Origin of the sequence: Noviherbaspirillum suwonense, assembly GCF_900182955.1 — a bacterium.
Lineage (GTDB): Bacteria > Pseudomonadota > Gammaproteobacteria > Burkholderiales > Burkholderiaceae_D > Noviherbaspirillum_A > Noviherbaspirillum_A suwonense.
This window is the reverse complement of the sequence record NZ_FXUL01000003.1, coordinates 332,583-347,486: the sequence shown is the minus strand read 5'-3', so window position 1 is coordinate 347,486 and position 14,904 is coordinate 332,583. Positions and strand designations below refer to the sequence as shown.

15 protein-coding genes and 1 tRNA gene are annotated in these 14,904 nt (G+C 64.6%); 9 read left to right on the top strand and 7 right to left on the bottom strand.

Features of this window, described 5'->3' with window-relative positions; genetic code table 11:
• Positions 1 to 372: 372 nt before the first annotated feature.
• Positions 373 to 1,149, bottom strand: coding sequence for an enoyl-CoA hydratase (locus tag QOL82_RS07215; protein ID WP_283441567.1), 777 nt, complete (start codon positions 1,147 to 1,149; stop codon positions 373 to 375).
• A gap of 129 nt (positions 1,150 to 1,278) precedes the next feature.
• Positions 1,279 to 2,496 carry a murein transglycosylase A gene (mltA, locus tag QOL82_RS07210; protein WP_283441566.1) on the bottom strand — a complete coding sequence of 406 codons (1,218 nt, stop codon included), beginning with the start codon at positions 2,494 to 2,496 and terminating at the stop codon, positions 1,279 to 1,281.
• 14 nt (positions 2,497 to 2,510) lie between these two features.
• Between mltA and QOL82_RS07205 the strand changes: the two genes are divergently transcribed.
• On the top strand, positions 2,511 to 2,654 hold the full coding sequence (locus tag QOL82_RS07205) for a hypothetical protein (protein ID WP_283441565.1): 144 nt from the start codon (positions 2,511 to 2,513) through the stop codon (positions 2,652 to 2,654).
• A 33-nt stretch (positions 2,655 to 2,687) separates the two neighbouring features.
• Here the strand turns inward: QOL82_RS07205 and apaG are convergent, their stop codons facing one another.
• On the bottom strand, positions 2,688 to 3,062 hold the full coding sequence (gene apaG, locus QOL82_RS07200; RefSeq protein WP_283441564.1) for a Co2+/Mg2+ efflux protein ApaG: 375 nt from the start codon (positions 3,060 to 3,062) through the stop codon (positions 2,688 to 2,690).
• 104 nt (positions 3,063 to 3,166) lie between these two features.
• On the opposite strand from apaG, the gene rpe reads away from it, so the two are divergent.
• From rpe to trpC, 6 genes are all read left to right on the top strand, one after another.
• Complete coding sequence (rpe, locus tag QOL82_RS07195) at positions 3,167 to 3,832, top strand: ribulose-phosphate 3-epimerase (protein ID WP_283441563.1); 666 nt, start codon at positions 3,167 to 3,169, stop codon at positions 3,830 to 3,832.
• A 59-nt stretch (positions 3,833 to 3,891) separates the two neighbouring features.
• Positions 3,892 to 4,545 (top strand): phosphoglycolate phosphatase, encoded by a 654-nt coding sequence (gph, locus tag QOL82_RS07190; RefSeq protein WP_430438453.1) that lies wholly within the window; start codon positions 3,892 to 3,894, stop codon positions 4,543 to 4,545.
• Positions 4,546 to 4,712: 167 nt separating this feature from the next.
• Positions 4,713 to 6,209: an anthranilate synthase component I gene (gene trpE / locus QOL82_RS07185; RefSeq protein WP_283441561.1), complete on the top strand. Its 1,497-nt coding sequence runs from the start codon at positions 4,713 to 4,715 to the stop codon at positions 6,207 to 6,209.
• 1 nt (position 6,210) lies between these two features.
• Complete coding sequence (locus QOL82_RS07180) at positions 6,211 to 6,774, top strand: aminodeoxychorismate/anthranilate synthase component II (protein WP_283441579.1); 564 nt, start codon at positions 6,211 to 6,213, stop codon at positions 6,772 to 6,774.
• Between the two features lie 18 nt (positions 6,775 to 6,792).
• Positions 6,793 to 7,827, top strand: a complete 1,035-nt coding sequence (gene trpD / locus QOL82_RS07175) for an anthranilate phosphoribosyltransferase (RefSeq protein WP_283441560.1) — start codon at positions 6,793 to 6,795, stop codon at positions 7,825 to 7,827.
• A 41-nt stretch (positions 7,828 to 7,868) separates the two neighbouring features.
• Positions 7,869 to 8,669, top strand: coding sequence for an indole-3-glycerol phosphate synthase TrpC (gene trpC, locus QOL82_RS07170; RefSeq protein ID WP_283441559.1), 801 nt, complete (start codon positions 7,869 to 7,871; stop codon positions 8,667 to 8,669).
• On the opposite strand, the gene QOL82_RS07165 is transcribed toward trpC, so the two are convergent.
• Positions 8,666 to 10,483: a M61 family metallopeptidase gene (locus QOL82_RS07165; protein ID WP_283441558.1), complete on the bottom strand. Its 1,818-nt coding sequence runs from the start codon at positions 10,481 to 10,483 to the stop codon at positions 8,666 to 8,668. The two genes, trpC and QOL82_RS07165, sit on opposite strands and share 4 nt — an antisense overlap.
• Positions 10,484 to 10,496: 13 nt before the next feature.
• Positions 10,497 to 11,486, bottom strand: a complete 990-nt coding sequence (acuI, locus tag QOL82_RS07160) for an acrylyl-CoA reductase (NADPH) (protein ID WP_283441557.1) — start codon at positions 11,484 to 11,486, stop codon at positions 10,497 to 10,499.
• A gap of 162 nt (positions 11,487 to 11,648) precedes the next feature.
• Here acuI and QOL82_RS07155 point away from each other — a divergent pair, with 162 nt between their 5' ends.
• A complete protein-coding gene (locus QOL82_RS07155) occupies positions 11,649 to 12,269 on the top strand; it encodes a carbonic anhydrase (RefSeq protein ID WP_283441556.1) in 621 nt (206 codons plus the stop codon).
• Between the two features lie 82 nt (positions 12,270 to 12,351).
• On the opposite strand, the gene QOL82_RS07150 is transcribed toward QOL82_RS07155, so the two are convergent.
• Positions 12,352 to 13,071 (bottom strand): DsbC family protein, encoded by a 720-nt coding sequence (locus QOL82_RS07150; RefSeq protein WP_283441578.1) that lies wholly within the window; start codon positions 13,069 to 13,071, stop codon positions 12,352 to 12,354.
• A gap of 6 nt (positions 13,072 to 13,077) precedes the next feature.
• On the bottom strand, positions 13,078 to 14,292 hold the full coding sequence (locus QOL82_RS07145) for an FAD-dependent monooxygenase (RefSeq protein WP_283441555.1): 1,215 nt from the start codon (positions 14,290 to 14,292) through the stop codon (positions 13,078 to 13,080).
• Positions 14,293 to 14,404: 112 nt separating this feature from the next.
• Between QOL82_RS07145 and QOL82_RS07140 the strand changes: the two genes are divergently transcribed.
• Positions 14,405 to 14,480 (top strand) — tRNA-Phe (locus tag QOL82_RS07140).
• Positions 14,481 to 14,904 lie beyond the last annotated feature (424 nt).

The following is a 14,904-nucleotide window of genomic DNA, read 5'->3' as shown; positions in this document are numbered from 1 at the left end:
GGTTCCGTTGTGACGCGGAACCGTCGCTCACTCAAAATACTGACAGTTGTGTTCTTGCGAACCTTTCTGTATTTCTTCTGCGTGAGCACTTGCTTGTATAACTTGAGCATTCCGGCATTGCTGCCGGCGCACTCCATCAAGTGCCCACACTTATCGGCTGTTAGTTGTTAAAGAACCGTCATTCTGTCTGCTTCGGCGCCTGAAGGGCCGGGGCTGCGAAGCGTTGTGTTCGTCAGCAGCAGAGAGGCGAGATTATGGGGCGCTTGCTTCTTGTCGTCAATAGTCTTTTGTCGCTTCGCTTCAAAAAATTTTCGACTGCGCCTGCACTTTCATCGCCCCGCCGCGGTGGTTTGCGACGGGAGGCGGACTATATCAAAGATGCCGAAAATTTGGCAAGCGTTTTTCGAGAAAAGCGTTCATGCCCTCTTTCTGGTCTTCGGTGGCGAAGGTGCTATGGAACAGCCGGCGTTCGTACTGGACGCCGTCCGCGAGCGCAGACTCATAGGCGCGGTTGATCGAATCCTTGATCATCATGACCACCGGGAGCGACATCGACGCGATGGTGTTTGCGGCAGAGATCGCTTCATCGATCAGCTTGTCGGCCGGCACGATGCGCGACACCAGCCCTGCCCGTTCGGCTTCTTCCGCATCCATGATGCGCGCCGTCAGGCACATGTCCATCGCCTTGGCCTTGGACACGGCGCGCGGCAGGCGCTGGGTCCCGCCTGCGCCCGGCATGGTGCCGAGCTTGACTTCCGGCTGCCCAAATTTTGCCGTGTCGGCGGCAATAATGAAGTCGCACATCATGGCCAGCTCGCAGCCGCCGCCCAGTGCATATCCGGAGACAGCGGCGATGACCGGCTTGCGCACCTGCCGGATGGTTTCCCAGTTGCGCGTGATGTACTGGCCCTTGTAGACATCCATGTAGCTGTAGCCGGCCATCGCGCTGATGTCGGCGCCGGCCGCAAACGCCTTCTCGCTGCCGGTGATCACGATGCATCCGATGTTTTCATCCGCATCGAAGGAAAGCAGCGCGCTGCCAAGCTCATCCATAAGCTGATCATTCAGCGCATTGAGCGCCTTGGGACGATTCAGGCGTATCACTCCGACTTTGCCCTGGGTTTCCACAATGATATTTTCATGCTGCATGGAAGTCTCTCCTGAAGTTTGCCGGATGGCCGGCGAATTGTAGCCGCTGCCAGGCGGTGGCACCGCGGCGCCAGCCTGCCTGCCGATATCACGCACGCTGGCGCCAGCCGTGCGTAACCAATGCCGCCCTTACCTGCGGGACAGTTCCTGGCCAGCGCCGAGTTTGGGCAGCAGCACCCATAGCATGCCGCGCTGCTTCATCCTGCCAGCCTTCTCGCCCGCTTCCGCGCCGAAGCCCCAGAAGTAATCCGCCCGCACCGCATTCTTGATCGCGCCGCCGGTATCCTGCGCAACCATCATCCGCTGCAGCGGCAGGTTGCTGCCGGGTTGCGTGGTCGACAGAAAAACCGGCGCGCCCAGCGGGATGTAGTTCGGGTCCACGGCGACCGAACGCTGCGGGGTCAGCGGCACGCCGAGCGCACCCTTAGGTCCCTTGCGCGGGTCGACCAGTTTTTCCTCCTTGAAGAAGACATAGCCGGGATTGGCATTGAGCAGTTCCTGCTGGCGCTTCGGATTGGCGGCCAGCCATGCCTTGATGCCCTGCGCCGACGCCTGGTCCATGGTCAGTTCCCCCTTGTCGACCAGGTAGCGGCCGATCGAACGGTACGGATGCCCGTTCTGGTCTGCGTAGGCGACGCGCACGGTTTCCCTGGTGTCGGCGATCTGGACCCGGCCCGAGCCCTGGACCTGCAGGAAGAACGCGTCGATCGGGTTGTCGACCCAGATCAGTTCGGACCCGGCCAGCGCGCCGGACTGGGCCAGCTCGGCGCGTGCCGGATACGGCACCACCTTGTTGCCTGCCAGCCTGCCGCGCAGGCGCATGTTCTTCAGTTCGGGATAAATGCCGCCGAGATCCACGGTCAGCAGGTCGTCGGGCACCCGGTGCAGCGGCGTCTGGTAAGGGCCGCCGCGCTTGCGGGCGCCATTGAGCAGCGGTTCGTAATAGCCGGTGACGAGGCCATTGTCGGTGCCGTCAGGATTGAATACCTGCTGCGGCGTGAAGAACGCTTCAAAGAATGTGCGGATTGCGCGCGTGTTGCCGCTGTCGACCGTGCGCGCGATCGAACATGGCTCCCGCCATTCGGCGCGCTTGGTCATGACGTCGCAGGATGCGAGAAATGCCGGCCAGGCGTCGCGCAGTTCATCGCGGTCCCAGCCGGGAAGGCTGCTGAAGGCGACCGGGCGCAGCACCGGGCCGGGCGCGGCGCCTGGAGCAGCGGCGGCGGCAGGAGCCTGCGCCGTTTCCGTCGACTTGACCGGGGGCGGAGGCGTGGTGCTGCATCCCGCGAGGATGATCGCCGCGGCAAGCGATAGCGATCCGAGTAAACTACGACGCCTGGTTGACATTAAGGATGAATGATATGTGGTTATTGGTGGTGGAAGCATGCGTTGCTTTATTCGTGCTGGTGTTTATCGTTTGGTGGACCATGTTCGCGGGCAGGAAGCCGGACCAGCATGCCCGCAAGCCGCCGCCGGCCAACGAGGACGACGACAGGAAGGCCTGAGTCGCAGGCCGGATGACGGCGCCGCCGGTGCAGTCAGTGTAGCGTGCGCGGCAACGACAGCACAAACTCCGGCACGGGCGCTTCGAACCGTGTGCCGTCCTCGGCCACGCAGAAATAGGATCCGGACATCGAGCCTTGCGGCGTGGCCAGCGACGTCCCGCTGGTGTAGTCGAATTGCTCGCCCGGCTTCAGCAGCGGCTGGTGGCCGACCACGCCCAGTCCCTTCACTTCTTCAACCTTGTCATTTGCATCCCTGATGATCCAGTGCCGCGAAATGAGCTGTGCCGCCACCTCGCCGGTATTGCGTATCGAGATCGCGTAAGCGAAGACGTAGACGTTGCGTTCCGGGTCCGACTGCTCTTCCAGGTACTGGGTCCGGACCGAAACGGTCAATTCATAAGCTGCCATACATTTCCTTCTGCTGGAGTGGTGCGCAGCGTCATCGCCCGGGGCTTGAAACCCGGGGCGGCGCGCCAATGTAGAATACCGGATTGTTACAGACCCTGAATGCCATGCCTACTTATCGCATTGCTCCCAGCATCCTTTCCGCCGATTTTGCGCGCCTCGGCGAAGAGGTGCGCAACGTGGTCGCCGCGGGGGCCGACATCATCCATTTCGACGTGATGGACAACCATTACGTTCCCAATCTCACGATAGGCCCGCTGGTCTGCGAGGCGATCCGCCCGCATGTGCAGGTGCCCATCGACGTGCACCTGATGGTCAAGCCGGTGGATCGCATCATTCCCGACTTCGCCAAGGCCGGCGCCAATATCATCACCTTCCATCCGGAAGGGTCCGAGCACATCGACCGCACGCTGCAGCTGATCCGCGACCAGGGCTGCAAGGCCGGCCTGGTGTTCAACCCGGGCACCCCGCTGCATCATCTCGACCACGTGATGGACAAGATCGACATCATCCTGATCATGTCGGTCAACCCCGGCTTCGGCGGGCAGTCCTTCATCCCGGAAGCATTGAAGAAGATCGCGGCAGTGCGCCAGCGCATCGATGCATCGGGCCGCGACATCATGCTGGAAGTCGATGGCGGCATCAAGGTCGACAATATCGCGGACGCGGCGGCGGCAGGCGCCGACACCTTCGTCGCCGGCTCGGCCATTTTCGGCAAGCCGGACTACAAGGCCGTGATCGACGCGATGCGCGCGCGACTGGCAAGCCTGTGAACGCGCCCGCCAGCCTGTTCGCGGATATCCGCGCAGTCATCATCGACCTCGACGGCACGATGCTGCACACCGCGCCCGATTTCCTGGTCGCGATCAATGCCATGCGCGCCGAACTGCAGCTTGCGCCGGTTGGGGTCGACGTGATCACCCGCTTCGTCGGCAAGGGCACGGAAAACCTGGTGCGCAGCGTCCTCGGCGTCGATTACACGCATGACCAGGTGGCCGAGCGCTACCCGCAGGCGCTGGAAGCCTACATGCGGCATTACACCGTCATCAACGGCAGGCACTCGACGGTCTACCCCGGCGTTGCCGAAGGCGTGCGCCAGATGCAGGAACAGGGCCTGCGCCTGGCCTGCGTGACCAACAAGCCGATCGCCTTCGCGCTGCCGCTGCTGGAAACGACCGGCCTGCTGCCGGCCTTCGAAGTGGTCTACGGCGGCGATTCGCTGCCCCGGAAAAAGCCGGACCCGATGCCGCTGCTGCAGGTCTGCGCCGACTTCAGCCTGGCGCCGCACCAGGTGGTGGCCATCGGCGACTCGTCCAATGACGCCCAGGCCGCGCGCGCCGCCGGGTGCCGGGTGCTGAACGTGCCGTATGGCTATAATCATGGCCAGCCTATACATGACGTTGATTCGGATGGTATAGTCGACACGCTGCTCGACGCAGCCCGATTACTCTCAGCAGCAAACCCCAATCAACATGTCTCTCAATAAAAAACGCAGCTTTTCTGCGCCGGCCGTTCCTGAGGCCTGGCCCTGGCGACGCTGGCAATCTTGGACTCGTTAGTCCCCGATTAGCTGTCGAGCGCGCGCACGCGCGCCCGATCACGTTTTTAAACTCATGGACCGCCACCTATCCTGCGCGCGGTCGGGAGAGAAGCATGACTGAACTCGAATTCAAATCGCTGGCCGCGCAAGGCTACAACCGCATCCCGCTGATCGCCGAAGCATTTGCCGATCTCGAAACCCCGCTGTCGCTGTACCTGAAGCTGGCACAGCAGCAGAACGGCGGCAAGAACACCTTCCTGCTGGAGTCCGTGGTCGGCGGCGAACGCTTCGGCCGCTATTCCTTCATCGGCCTGCCCGCGTCGACGCTGCTGCGCAGCTATGGCCGGCGCATCGAAGTCGTCAGGGACGGCGCCGTCGTCGAAACGGCGGAAGGCAACCCGCTCGATTTCATCGCGCAATTCCAGGCCCGGTTCCGGGTCGCCATCCTGCCGGGCATGCCGCGCTTCTGCGGCGGGCTGGCCGGGTATTTCGGCTATGACACGGTGCGCCATATCGAAAAGCGCCTGGCCGACAGCGCACCCAGGGACGACCTCGGCCTGCCCGACATCCAGCTGCTGGTGACCGAGGAACTGGCCGTCATCGACAACCTTTCCGGCAAGCTCTACCTGATCGTCTATGCGGACCCGACGCAGGCCGAGGCCTTCCCGCGCGCGCGCCGGCGGCTGCACGACCTGCGCGCGATGCTGCGCCGGGCGGTCGATGCGCCGGTGACGTCGGCGTCGGTGCGGACCGACGCGGTGCGCGACTTCGACAAGGCCGACTACCTGCAGGCGGTGGCGCAGGCCAAGGAATACATCATGGCCGGCGACCTGATGCAGGTGCAGATCGGGCAGCGCATCAAGAAGCCCTACGTCGATTCGCCGCTGTCGCTGTACCGCGCGCTGCGTTCGCTCAATCCGTCGCCCTACATGTACTTCTATAACTTCGGCGACATGCATATCGTCGGCGCATCGCCTGAAATCCTGGTGCGCAACGAAGGCACGCCGGACGGCGGCAAGAAGGTCACGATACGGCCGCTGGCCGGCACCCGGCCGCGCGGCAATACGCCGGAACGCGACGCCGAGCTTGCCACCGAGCTTCTGGCGGACCCGAAAGAAATCGCCGAGCACGTGATGCTGATCGACCTGGCGCGCAACGACATCGGCCGCATCGCGCAGACCGGCAGCGTCAAGGTGACCGACAAGTTCGTCATCGAAAAATACTCGCACGTGCAGCACATCGTCTCCAACGTCGAAGGCACGCTGAAGCCCGGCATGTCCAACCTCGACGTGCTGCGCGCGACCTTCCCGGCCGGCACGCTGTCCGGCGCGCCCAAGGTGCGGGCGATGGAAATCATCGATGAACTCGAGCCGACCAAGCGCGGCATCTATGGCGGCGCCTGCGGCTACCTGTCCTTCGGCGGCGAGATGGACCTGGCGATCGCGATCCGCACCGGCGTCATCAAGGACGGCATGCTGTATGTGCAGGCGGCAGCCGGCATCGTCGCCGACTCGGTGCCCGAGATGGAATGGCAGGAAACGGAAAACAAGGCGCGCGCTGTGCTGCGCGCGGCCGAGCAGGTGCAGGACGGCCTGGATGGAGGGATCTGACATGCTGCTGATGATAGACAACTACGACTCGTTCACCTACAACCTGGTGCAGTACTTCGGGGAGCTGGGCGAGGAGGTGCGCACGGTGCGCAACGACGAGATCACGCTGGAAGAGATCGTCGCGATGAAGCCGGACCGCATCTGCATCTCGCCCGGCCCCTGCACGCCGCACGAGGCCGGCGTGTCGATCCCGGTGCTGCAGCAGCTGGGCGACAAGCTGCCGATACTCGGCGTCTGCCTGGGCCACCAGGCCATCGGCGCGGCCTTCGGCGGCAAGGTGATACGGGCAAAGGAAGTCAAGCATGGCAAGACCGATTTGCTGCACCATACCGGCGTCGGCGTGTTCAGGGATTTGCCCGATCCGTATACGGTGACCCGCTATCACTCGCTGGCGATCGAGCGGGAGTCGCTGCCGGACTGCCTCGAGGTGACCGCCTGGACCGATGATGGCGAAATCATGGGCGTGCGCCACAAGACGCTGGCCATCGAGGGCGTGCAGTTCCACCCTGAGTCCATCCTGACCGAGCACGGCCACCAGCTGCTGCAGAATTTCCTGAAGCGCTGACTTTTGGGACCACACATCATGCCGATCACACCCCAGGAAGCGCTGCTGCGCTGCATAGAACACCGCGAGATTTTCCATGACGAGATGCTGTCGCTGTTCCGGCAGATCATGTCGGGCGAGATGTCGCCGCTGATGATCGCGGCGCTGACCATGGGGCTGCGCGTCAAGAAGGAAACCATAGGCGAGATCGCCGCGGCCGCGCAGGTGATGCGCGAGTTCGCGACCAAGGTGCCGCTCGACGACACCACCGGCCTGCTCGACATCGTCGGCACCGGCGGCGACGGCGCGCATACCTTCAATATCTCCACCGCATCGATGTTCGTCGCGGCGGCGGCCGGCGCCCGCGTCGCCAAGCATGGCGGACGCAGCGTGTCGTCCTCCTCCGGCAGCGCCGACGTGCTCGAGGCGCTGGGCGCGAACATCAACCTGCAGCCGCAGCAGGTGGCCGACTGCATCGCCGAAACCGGCATCGGCTTCATGTACGCGCCTAACCATCATGCGGCGATGAAGCATGCGGCGCCGGTGCGGCGCGAACTGGGCGTGCGCACCATCTTCAACATCCTCGGCCCGCTGACCAACCCGGCCGGCGCGCCCAACATCCTGATGGGCGTGTTCCACTCGGACCTGGTCGGCATACAGGTGCGGGTGCTGCAGCGCCTCGGCGCACAGCGGGCGATGGTGGTCTGGGGCCGCGACAACATGGACGAGGTGTCGCTAGGCGCAGCCACCATGGTCGGCGAGCTGATCGACGGCCAGATCCGCGAATATGAAATCCACCCGGAAGACTTCGGCCTGCAGATGATCGCCAGCCGCAACCTGAAGGTGTCGGGCGCGGAAGAGTCCAGGCAGAAGGTGCTGGAAGCGCTGGACAACGTGCCCGGCCCGGCGCGCGACATCGTCGCGCTCAATGCCGGCACCGCGCTGTATGCAAATGGCCTGGCAGGCGATATCGGGGCCGGCATGGCGACAGCGATCGAGGCGATGGCGTCCGGCGCGGCGCGGGCCAAGATGGAGCAGTTCGTCAGCGCGACAAGAAAAATCGGCGGCGCCTGACCACGGGCGCGCATACGGCAAACAGAACCAGCAGGCAGACCATGTCCGACATACTCAACAAGATTCTTGAAGTAAAGGCCGACGAAGTGGCCGCCGCCAAAAAGTACCGCAGCCTGCAGAGCCTGCGCAGCGAGGTCGAGAGCGACCGCGAAGCACGGGCAAGCCTGCGCGGATTCGAAGGCAGCCTGCGCGGCAAGATCGCGGCGGGCCGGGCCGGCGTGATCGCGGAAGTGAAGAAAGCTTCGCCGTCCAAGGGCGTATTGCGCGCCGACTTCAAGCCGGCGAATATCGCCGAAAGCTACGCACGGCATGGTGCTGCCTGCCTGTCCGTGCTGACCGACGTGCAGTTTTTTCAGGGCGCGCCCGAATACCTGCAGCAGGCGCGCGCGGCATGCGAGATCCCGGTGCTGCGCAAGGATTTTCTGATCGACATGTACCAGGTCTACCAGGCGCGCTCATGGGGCGCGGACGCGATCCTGCTGATCGTCTCCGCCCTCGACCATGGCCTGATGGCCGAACTGGAAGCCTGCGCCCATGAACTGGGCATGGACGTGCTCGTGGAAGTGCATGACGGCGACGAACTGGACGCGGCATTGCGGCTGAAGACGCGGCTGCTGGGCATCAACAACCGCAACCTGCGCACGTTCGAGACCTCGCTGCAGAACACGCTGGACCTGCTGCCGCGCATCCCGACGGACAAGCTGGTGGTGACCGAGTCCGGCATCCTGAATGCCGACGACGTCAGGCGCATGCGCGACGCCGACGTCCATGCCTTCCTGGTCGGCGAAGCCTTCATGCGCGCGCCGGACCCCGGCGTCGAACTCGAACGCCTCTTCGCCTAATCCCGGCCCAGCCAGGCGCTGCGCAAGCGCGCCGCCGCGGCTGGCTTGGCTTCCGGCGTCAGCGTGACGTCCGGCGTATCGTCCGCTTTCAGCACCACCGTAAACGTCATCAGTTCGTCGCGCCGGAATGCATGCACGGTGATCGTGTCATTCACGCCATAGCGGGACATCAGCACATCGAGATTGCCGGCGGTCACGCGCAGGCCGTCGATGGCGACCAGCAGGTCGAGCGCGGACAGGCCCGCCAGGTGCGCGGGGCCGCCTTCATAGACATTGGCCAGCTTGCAGTCATTGCCTTCCTTGACCGTGCGCGCGCCCAGCGACGGCTTGCCATTCTTGCGCTTGTCGGCCAGCGCGATGGCGAATGGCGCGAGCAGTTTTTCCAGCGGCACGTCATCGGTGCCATGGATATGACGGTCGAAATAGCGCTTCAGGCTGACGCCGCTGACCTCCTCGAACAGCCCCAGCGCCTCGGCTTCCCCGATGCCCTGCCCTGCCCCCGCCCCTGCCCCCGCTCCTGAACCATCGCTGTAGAAGTCCCGGCCGTAGCGGGTCCATAGCGCGCGCATCACGTCGTCGAGCGACTTCCTGCCGCCGGTGGCGGCGCGTATCGTCAGGTCCAGGCCAAGCGCGACCAGCGATCCCTTGGCGTAATAGCTGACGATGGCATTGGGCGCATTTTCATCCTGGCGGTAATACTTCACCCAGGCGTCGAAACTGGACTCGGCGACGCTCTGGCGATTGCGGCCGCTGCCGCGCAGCACGCCGTTGGCGGTCTTGGCCAGCAGCTTGTAATAGTCGGGCTCCGCGATCAGGCCGGCGCGCACCAGCATCAGGTCGTCGTAATAGCTGGTGAAGCCTTCGAACAGCCACAGCAGCGAGGTATAGCCTTCATTCTGCAGGTCGTACGGCGCGAAGGCGGCGGGCTTGATGCGCTTGACGTTCCAGGTATGGAAATACTCGTGGCTGCACAGTCCCAGGTAGGTCCGGTAGCCGTCGGTCATCTCCTTCTTGCCCTGCACCGGCAGGTCGGCGCGGGAACAGATCAGCGCGGTGGAAGCACGATGCTCGAGGCCGCCATAACCGTCGCCGACGGCCAGCGTCATGAAGACGTAGCGCTGCATCGGCGCGCGCCGGCTCTTGGGCTCGAACAGGCGGATCTGCGCTTCGCAGACCTTCTTCAGGTCGGCGCACAGGCGCGCCATGTCCAGCCAGGGCACCTGGCCGGTGATCACGATGTCATGCGGGACGCCGTGCGCCTTGAACGTCGCCAGGGCGAACGCGCCAAGCTCGACCGGATGGTCGATCAGCTCGTCATAGTCGGCCGCGACGTAGCGGCCGAAGCCGTAGCGTTCGGCATCGAGTTCGGGCAGCGCGGTGGCCACGCGCCAGTCGGCATACTGCTCGCCCTGCGGACGGCGGATGTCGACTTCGTGCGGCGCCTGCTCCTGGCCCAGCACGCGCAGGAAGACGCTGGTGCCGTTGAAGAATGCATGGGTCTGGTCGAGATGCGCGGTGCGCACCGACAGGTCCCATGCATAGACCTCGTAGACCACGACCAGCGGCCCGTCGCAGCGGCCGGCCTGCCAGCTGTGCTTGTCGGTCTTTTCCAGCGCGACCTTCCTGCCGTTCGACGTCGCCGCGATGCGCACGATGTTGCGCGCGAATTCACGGATCATGTAGCTGCCGGGTATCCACGCCGGCAGCACCAGCCGCTGGCCGGCCGGGTCCGGCACGTCCACCGTGAGCGTGACTTCGAACAGGTGGGCAGCGGGGTCCCTGGGGATGATGCTGTAGCGTACCGGGTGCGTCATGCGCTGTTCCACCTTATGCATTGACGTTGACGACCAGGCGGCCGCGCACCTTGCCCGCGATGATTTCCGGCGCCTGCGTCAGCGCCTCGGCCAGCGTGATCTCGCGCGTGATGGCGTCGAGCTTGGCCGTGTCGAGGTCGCTGGCGAGGCGGCTCCAGGCGGCGATGCGGCGCTCGCGCGGCGCCATCACGCTGTCGATGCCGATCAGCCTGATGCCGCGCAGGATGAAGGGCGCAACCGATGCCGGGAAGTCCAGCCCCTGCGCCAGCCCGCAGGCCGTGACCACGCCGCCGTAGCGCACCTGGGCGATCGCATTGACCAGCGTGTGCGAACCGACCGAATCGACGACGCCGGCCCAGCGCTCCTTCTGCAGCGGCTTGCCGGGCGCGGACAATGCGGCGCGGTCCAGCACGTCCACCGCGCCCAGCGATTTCAGGTAGTCGGTTTCGTCGAGCTTGCCGGTGGACGCCACTACCCGGTAGCCCCAGCCGGACAGGATGGCGATGGCGACGCTGCCGACGCCGCCCGACGCGCCGGTGACCAGGATCTCGCCGCTGTCCTTGTCCACGCCCTGCTCCTGCAGCGCCAGCGCCGACAGCATCGCGGTGTAGCCCGCGGTGCCGATCGCCATTGCCGTGCGCGCCGACATGCCGTCGGGCCGGCGGATCAGCCAGTCGCCCTTCAGGCGCGCGCGCTGCGCCAGGCAGCCCATATGGGTTTCGCCGACGCCCCAGCCATTGAGGATGAACGCGTCGCCCGGCTTCCAGTCCGGGTGGGACGATTCCAGCACCTGGCCGGCGCCATCGATGCCCGGCACCATCGGCCATTTGCGCACCACCGGCGCGCGGCCGGTGATGGCCAGGCCGTCCTTGTAGTTGATGGTGGAATAGTCGATCGCGACGGTGACATCGCCGTCGGCCGGCAACTGGGCGTCGTCCATCTGGCTCAGCTGCGCAGCGGTGCTGCCGTCGTCGTTCTTGTTAAGCAGGATGGCATTGAACATGGGAGCGCTTTCAGGTGGGGAGCATCGATTATAGTGGGCGTTTGGCGACGGCGTGCAGGCTGCCGGCGCGACGTTCCAGGCACGGCAACATTGAAGGGAGGACAAGCAAATGACGTATGGAAAATTGTATGCAGCGGTAAGGTCCACAGCAGAGGCGCAAGCATGATTACCGCAAAGGAAGGACTGCAGAGACTGATGGAGGGCAACCGCCGTTTCGTCGCCGACGAGCGCAGCAGCGAAAGCTACGCGAGCCAGGCGCACCGGGCCGCGCTGGTGGCGGGACAGGCGCCGTTCGCGGTGATCCTGGGCTGCTCCGACTCCAGGGTGCCGGTGGAAATCGTGTTCGACCAGGGTCTGGGCGACCTGTTCGTGATCCGGGTGGCCGGCAACATCGTCGCGCCATCGCAGGTCAGCAGCGTCGAGTTCGCCGCCGAGCGCTTCGGCACGCGGCTGGTCGTGGTGCTGGGGCACTCGCGCTGCGGCGCCATCGAGGCGACGATCGATGCGCTGCAGGCGCCGCCGCACCTGCGCCTGCGCGACCCGCATTCCATCGTCGACCGGGTCAGGCCCAGTGTCGAAGGCTTATTGCAGACGGAACTGCGGCACGATCATGACGCGCTGGTGCACCATGCGGTGCGGGCCAATATCCGCGCGTCCGCCGACCATTTGCGGCATGGCTCGCAGGTGATCGAGCAGCTGATCCGGAACGATGGACTGATGGTGGTGGGCGCCGAGTATTCGCTGGAAACCGGGATGGTCGAGTTCTTCGACGGCGCCGACTGAGGAAAGGCGGGTCGGCGCGCCGACCTGCCGCGCGAAGCGGCGCCGCCGGAAAGCACGCGCCGTTCGCGACATGCGGGGCCGCCTACTTGACCGACGCCAGCTTCGCTTCCAGCCCCTTGGCGTCGATGGCGCCGGGTATGCGGGAGCCGTCGGTGAAGAAGATGGTTGGCGTGCCGGTAATGCGCATCTTCATGCCCAGCGCCTTGATCTTGTCATTCGGCGTGTTGCAGGCTTCCGGCGCGGTGGGCGCGGCCTTGTTGTTCAGCATCCAGTCGTCCCAGGCCTTGTTGCGATCGGCCGAGCACCAGATATTCTTGGACTTGACCGCCGAATCCGGCGACAGGATGTTGTACAGGAAGGTGTAGACGGTGACATTGTCCACGTCCTGCAGGTTCTGCCGGAAGCGCTTGCAATAGCCGCAATTCGGGTCTTCGAAAACAGCGATCACGCGCTTGCCGTTGCCCTTGACGGTCTTCAGCGCGGACTCGAGCGGCAGGTCGGAGAACTTGATCTTGCTGAGCTCGTCCACGCGCGCCTTCGTATAGTCCTCGGTCGTGTTGGCGTCCAGGATGCGGCCGACGAAAAGGTACTTGGCCTGCGCGTCGGTATAGAAAATCTCGCTGCCGACGCGCACTTCGAACAAGCCGCTGTAGGGCGTCTTGGTCACCGAGTCGACGGCGGCGCCGTCGCCCAGGCGCGGCTGTATCAGTTTCCTGATCGATGCTTCCTGCGGGCTTTCGGCAAACGCCGAGGCAACGGCGAACGTCAGTCCGAGCGCGACGCACAACTTGCGTGTATTCATCATTCATCAACCTTTTTTTACGGAAGGCGCCAATGGATTTCCCATCGCGTGGGCCATCAGGCGCCGTTTTAGGACAGGCAGTTGGTCGAGCAGGTTCAATCCCATATTGCGCGCGATGCGCAGCGGCTCGAATTCGGTGGAAAACAGCCGCTCCAGCCCATCGGTCGCGACCTGCATCAGCAGGATGTCTTCCTTGCGTTCCCGGGCATAGCGGCGCAGCAGCCGCGCATCGCCGCAATCGCGTTCGGCGCCGCGTTCGGCCAGCACCTGCAGCAGGCTGGCCACATCGGCAAAGCCCAGGTTCATCCCGTGGCCCGCGAGCGGATGGATCACGTGCGCGGCATCGCCGACCAGCGCCACGCGCTGCGAGACGATCGCATGCGGGCGGATCAGCGCCAGCGGAATGTCCCTGACGTTCTCGGGCTCGAGCGGCGCGAGCTTGCCGAACGGTTGCCGCGGCAGCGCGGAAAGCCGTTCGGCCAGCCGGGACAGCGGCTCCTGCATCAGCTTGTCGGCCAGTGCGTCGGGCGCGGACCAGACCAGCGACACCTGGTTGCCGGGCAGCGGCAGCAGCGCGACGATGCCTTCCGTCGACGTGAACCACTGGTGCGCGGCGCCATGGTGCGGCAGCTCGGTGCTGAAGTTCGCCACCACCGCGCGCTGGCCGTAGGGACGGTAGTCGATGCCGACATCGCATTGCGCCCGCACCCACGACTGGCCGCCGTCGGCGCCCACCACCAGCGCCGCCGGCACGGTGGCGCCATTGTCCAGATGCACGGTCGCGCGTTTTTCATCCTGCTCCAGGCGCACCGCGCGGGCCGAGATGACCTTCAGGTTGGGCGCGAAGCGCAGCGCGGCGTCGAGCGCGGCATTCAGGTTGCTGTCCTCGACGATCCATGCCAGCAGCCCGGCGCGCGCGCTGTAGGCATCGAACGCCAGCCGCCCGGCCGCTTCCGGCCCGTCGCCATTGACCACCATCGCATCGACCGGCGCGATGCGCGAGGCGTCGAGCGCATCCCATACGCGCAGCGACGACAGCAACGCATGCGCAATCTGGTTCAACGCATAGACCCGCACGTCCCACCCGGCCGGCGCGGCTTTCGACTGCGCCGCGGGCGGCGTCAGCAGCGTCACCGACGACCCGGCCTGCGCCAGCCCGAGGGCCGCGACCTTGCCGATGATGCCATTGCCGATGACACAGATATCGCTTGCTGGATTCATGGATGCGCAATCCGGGAGAGTGAATTCATCCGCGCATTATAGCCCGGTCGCTTAACGGTCATTGCGGGCGGGCCTTGCATATCGCGCGAAGTTTGTTATACTTCACCGCCTTGGCCTGGTAGCTCAGTCGGTAGAGCAGAGGATTGAAAATCCTTGTGTCGGTGGTTCGATTCCGCCCCGGGCCACCAAGATGATCTCTTACAGAACGCCAACCTTTGCAGGTTGGCGTTTTTGTTTTGGGACTCGCCTACTTCGCCCCTCTCCTGCACGTCCCCGCTTCCGCTATTGAGTAGCCGCCAACCCGGCCAAATCATCCGGTCAGGCAGCGTAACCATCCCTGATCAACGATCCTCATAGCCCTGGCTGACCCGGCGAATAGCTGACATCTCCGCTCGCCGCGCCCTCGCGCCAAGGCTGCGCGCCGATGCACGTCTCCGTGCTTCCATCAACTCATTGTGGTGCAGATCCGGCCGGCCCGGATTTCCTGGTGCGTTTCCGTGCGCCCTCTTCAAGGCGGCCCTGGAAAACGCATCCTCCAAGCCCATAAAAAAATACCTATATAAATCATATAGTTACATAACATCTCCCGAACTGCAACCTTGCGTTCGCCCA

Bases quoted from the DNA above. Each gene is read 5' to 3' on its own strand.
- QOL82_RS07165 (WP_283441558.1), bottom strand. From the start codon at position 10,483: ATGACGCACCCGGTACGCTACAGCATCATCCCCAGGGACCCCGCTGCC.
- QOL82_RS07205 (WP_283441565.1), top strand. From the start codon at position 2,511: ATGTGGTTATTGGTGGTGGAAGCATGCGTTGCTTTATTCGTGCTGGTG.
- rpe (WP_283441563.1), top strand. From the start codon at position 3,167: ATGCCTACTTATCGCATTGCTCCCAGCATCCTTTCCGCCGATTTTGCG.
- QOL82_RS07145 (WP_283441555.1), bottom strand. From the start codon at position 14,292: ATGAATCCAGCAAGCGATATCTGTGTCATCGGCAATGGCATCATCGGC.
- QOL82_RS07155 (WP_283441556.1), top strand. From the start codon at position 11,649: ATGATTACCGCAAAGGAAGGACTGCAGAGACTGATGGAGGGCAACCGC.
- gph (WP_430438453.1), top strand. From the start codon at position 3,892: ATGCTGCACACCGCGCCCGATTTCCTGGTCGCGATCAATGCCATGCGC.
- mltA (WP_283441566.1), bottom strand. From the start codon at position 2,496: ATGTCAACCAGGCGTCGTAGTTTACTCGGATCGCTATCGCTTGCCGCG.
- acuI (WP_283441557.1), bottom strand. From the start codon at position 11,486: ATGTTCAATGCCATCCTGCTTAACAAGAACGACGACGGCAGCACCGCT.
- trpC (WP_283441559.1), top strand. From the start codon at position 7,869: ATGTCCGACATACTCAACAAGATTCTTGAAGTAAAGGCCGACGAAGTG.
- trpE (WP_283441561.1), top strand. From the start codon at position 4,713: ATGACTGAACTCGAATTCAAATCGCTGGCCGCGCAAGGCTACAACCGC.
- apaG (WP_283441564.1), bottom strand. From the start codon at position 3,062: ATGGCAGCTTATGAATTGACCGTTTCGGTCCGGACCCAGTACCTGGAA.
- QOL82_RS07215 (WP_283441567.1), bottom strand. From the start codon at position 1,149: ATGCAGCATGAAAATATCATTGTGGAAACCCAGGGCAAAGTCGGAGTG.
- trpD (WP_283441560.1), top strand. From the start codon at position 6,793: ATGCCGATCACACCCCAGGAAGCGCTGCTGCGCTGCATAGAACACCGC.
- QOL82_RS07180 (WP_283441579.1), top strand. From the start codon at position 6,211: ATGCTGCTGATGATAGACAACTACGACTCGTTCACCTACAACCTGGTG.
- QOL82_RS07150 (WP_283441578.1), bottom strand. From the start codon at position 13,071: ATGAATACACGCAAGTTGTGCGTCGCGCTCGGACTGACGTTCGCCGTT.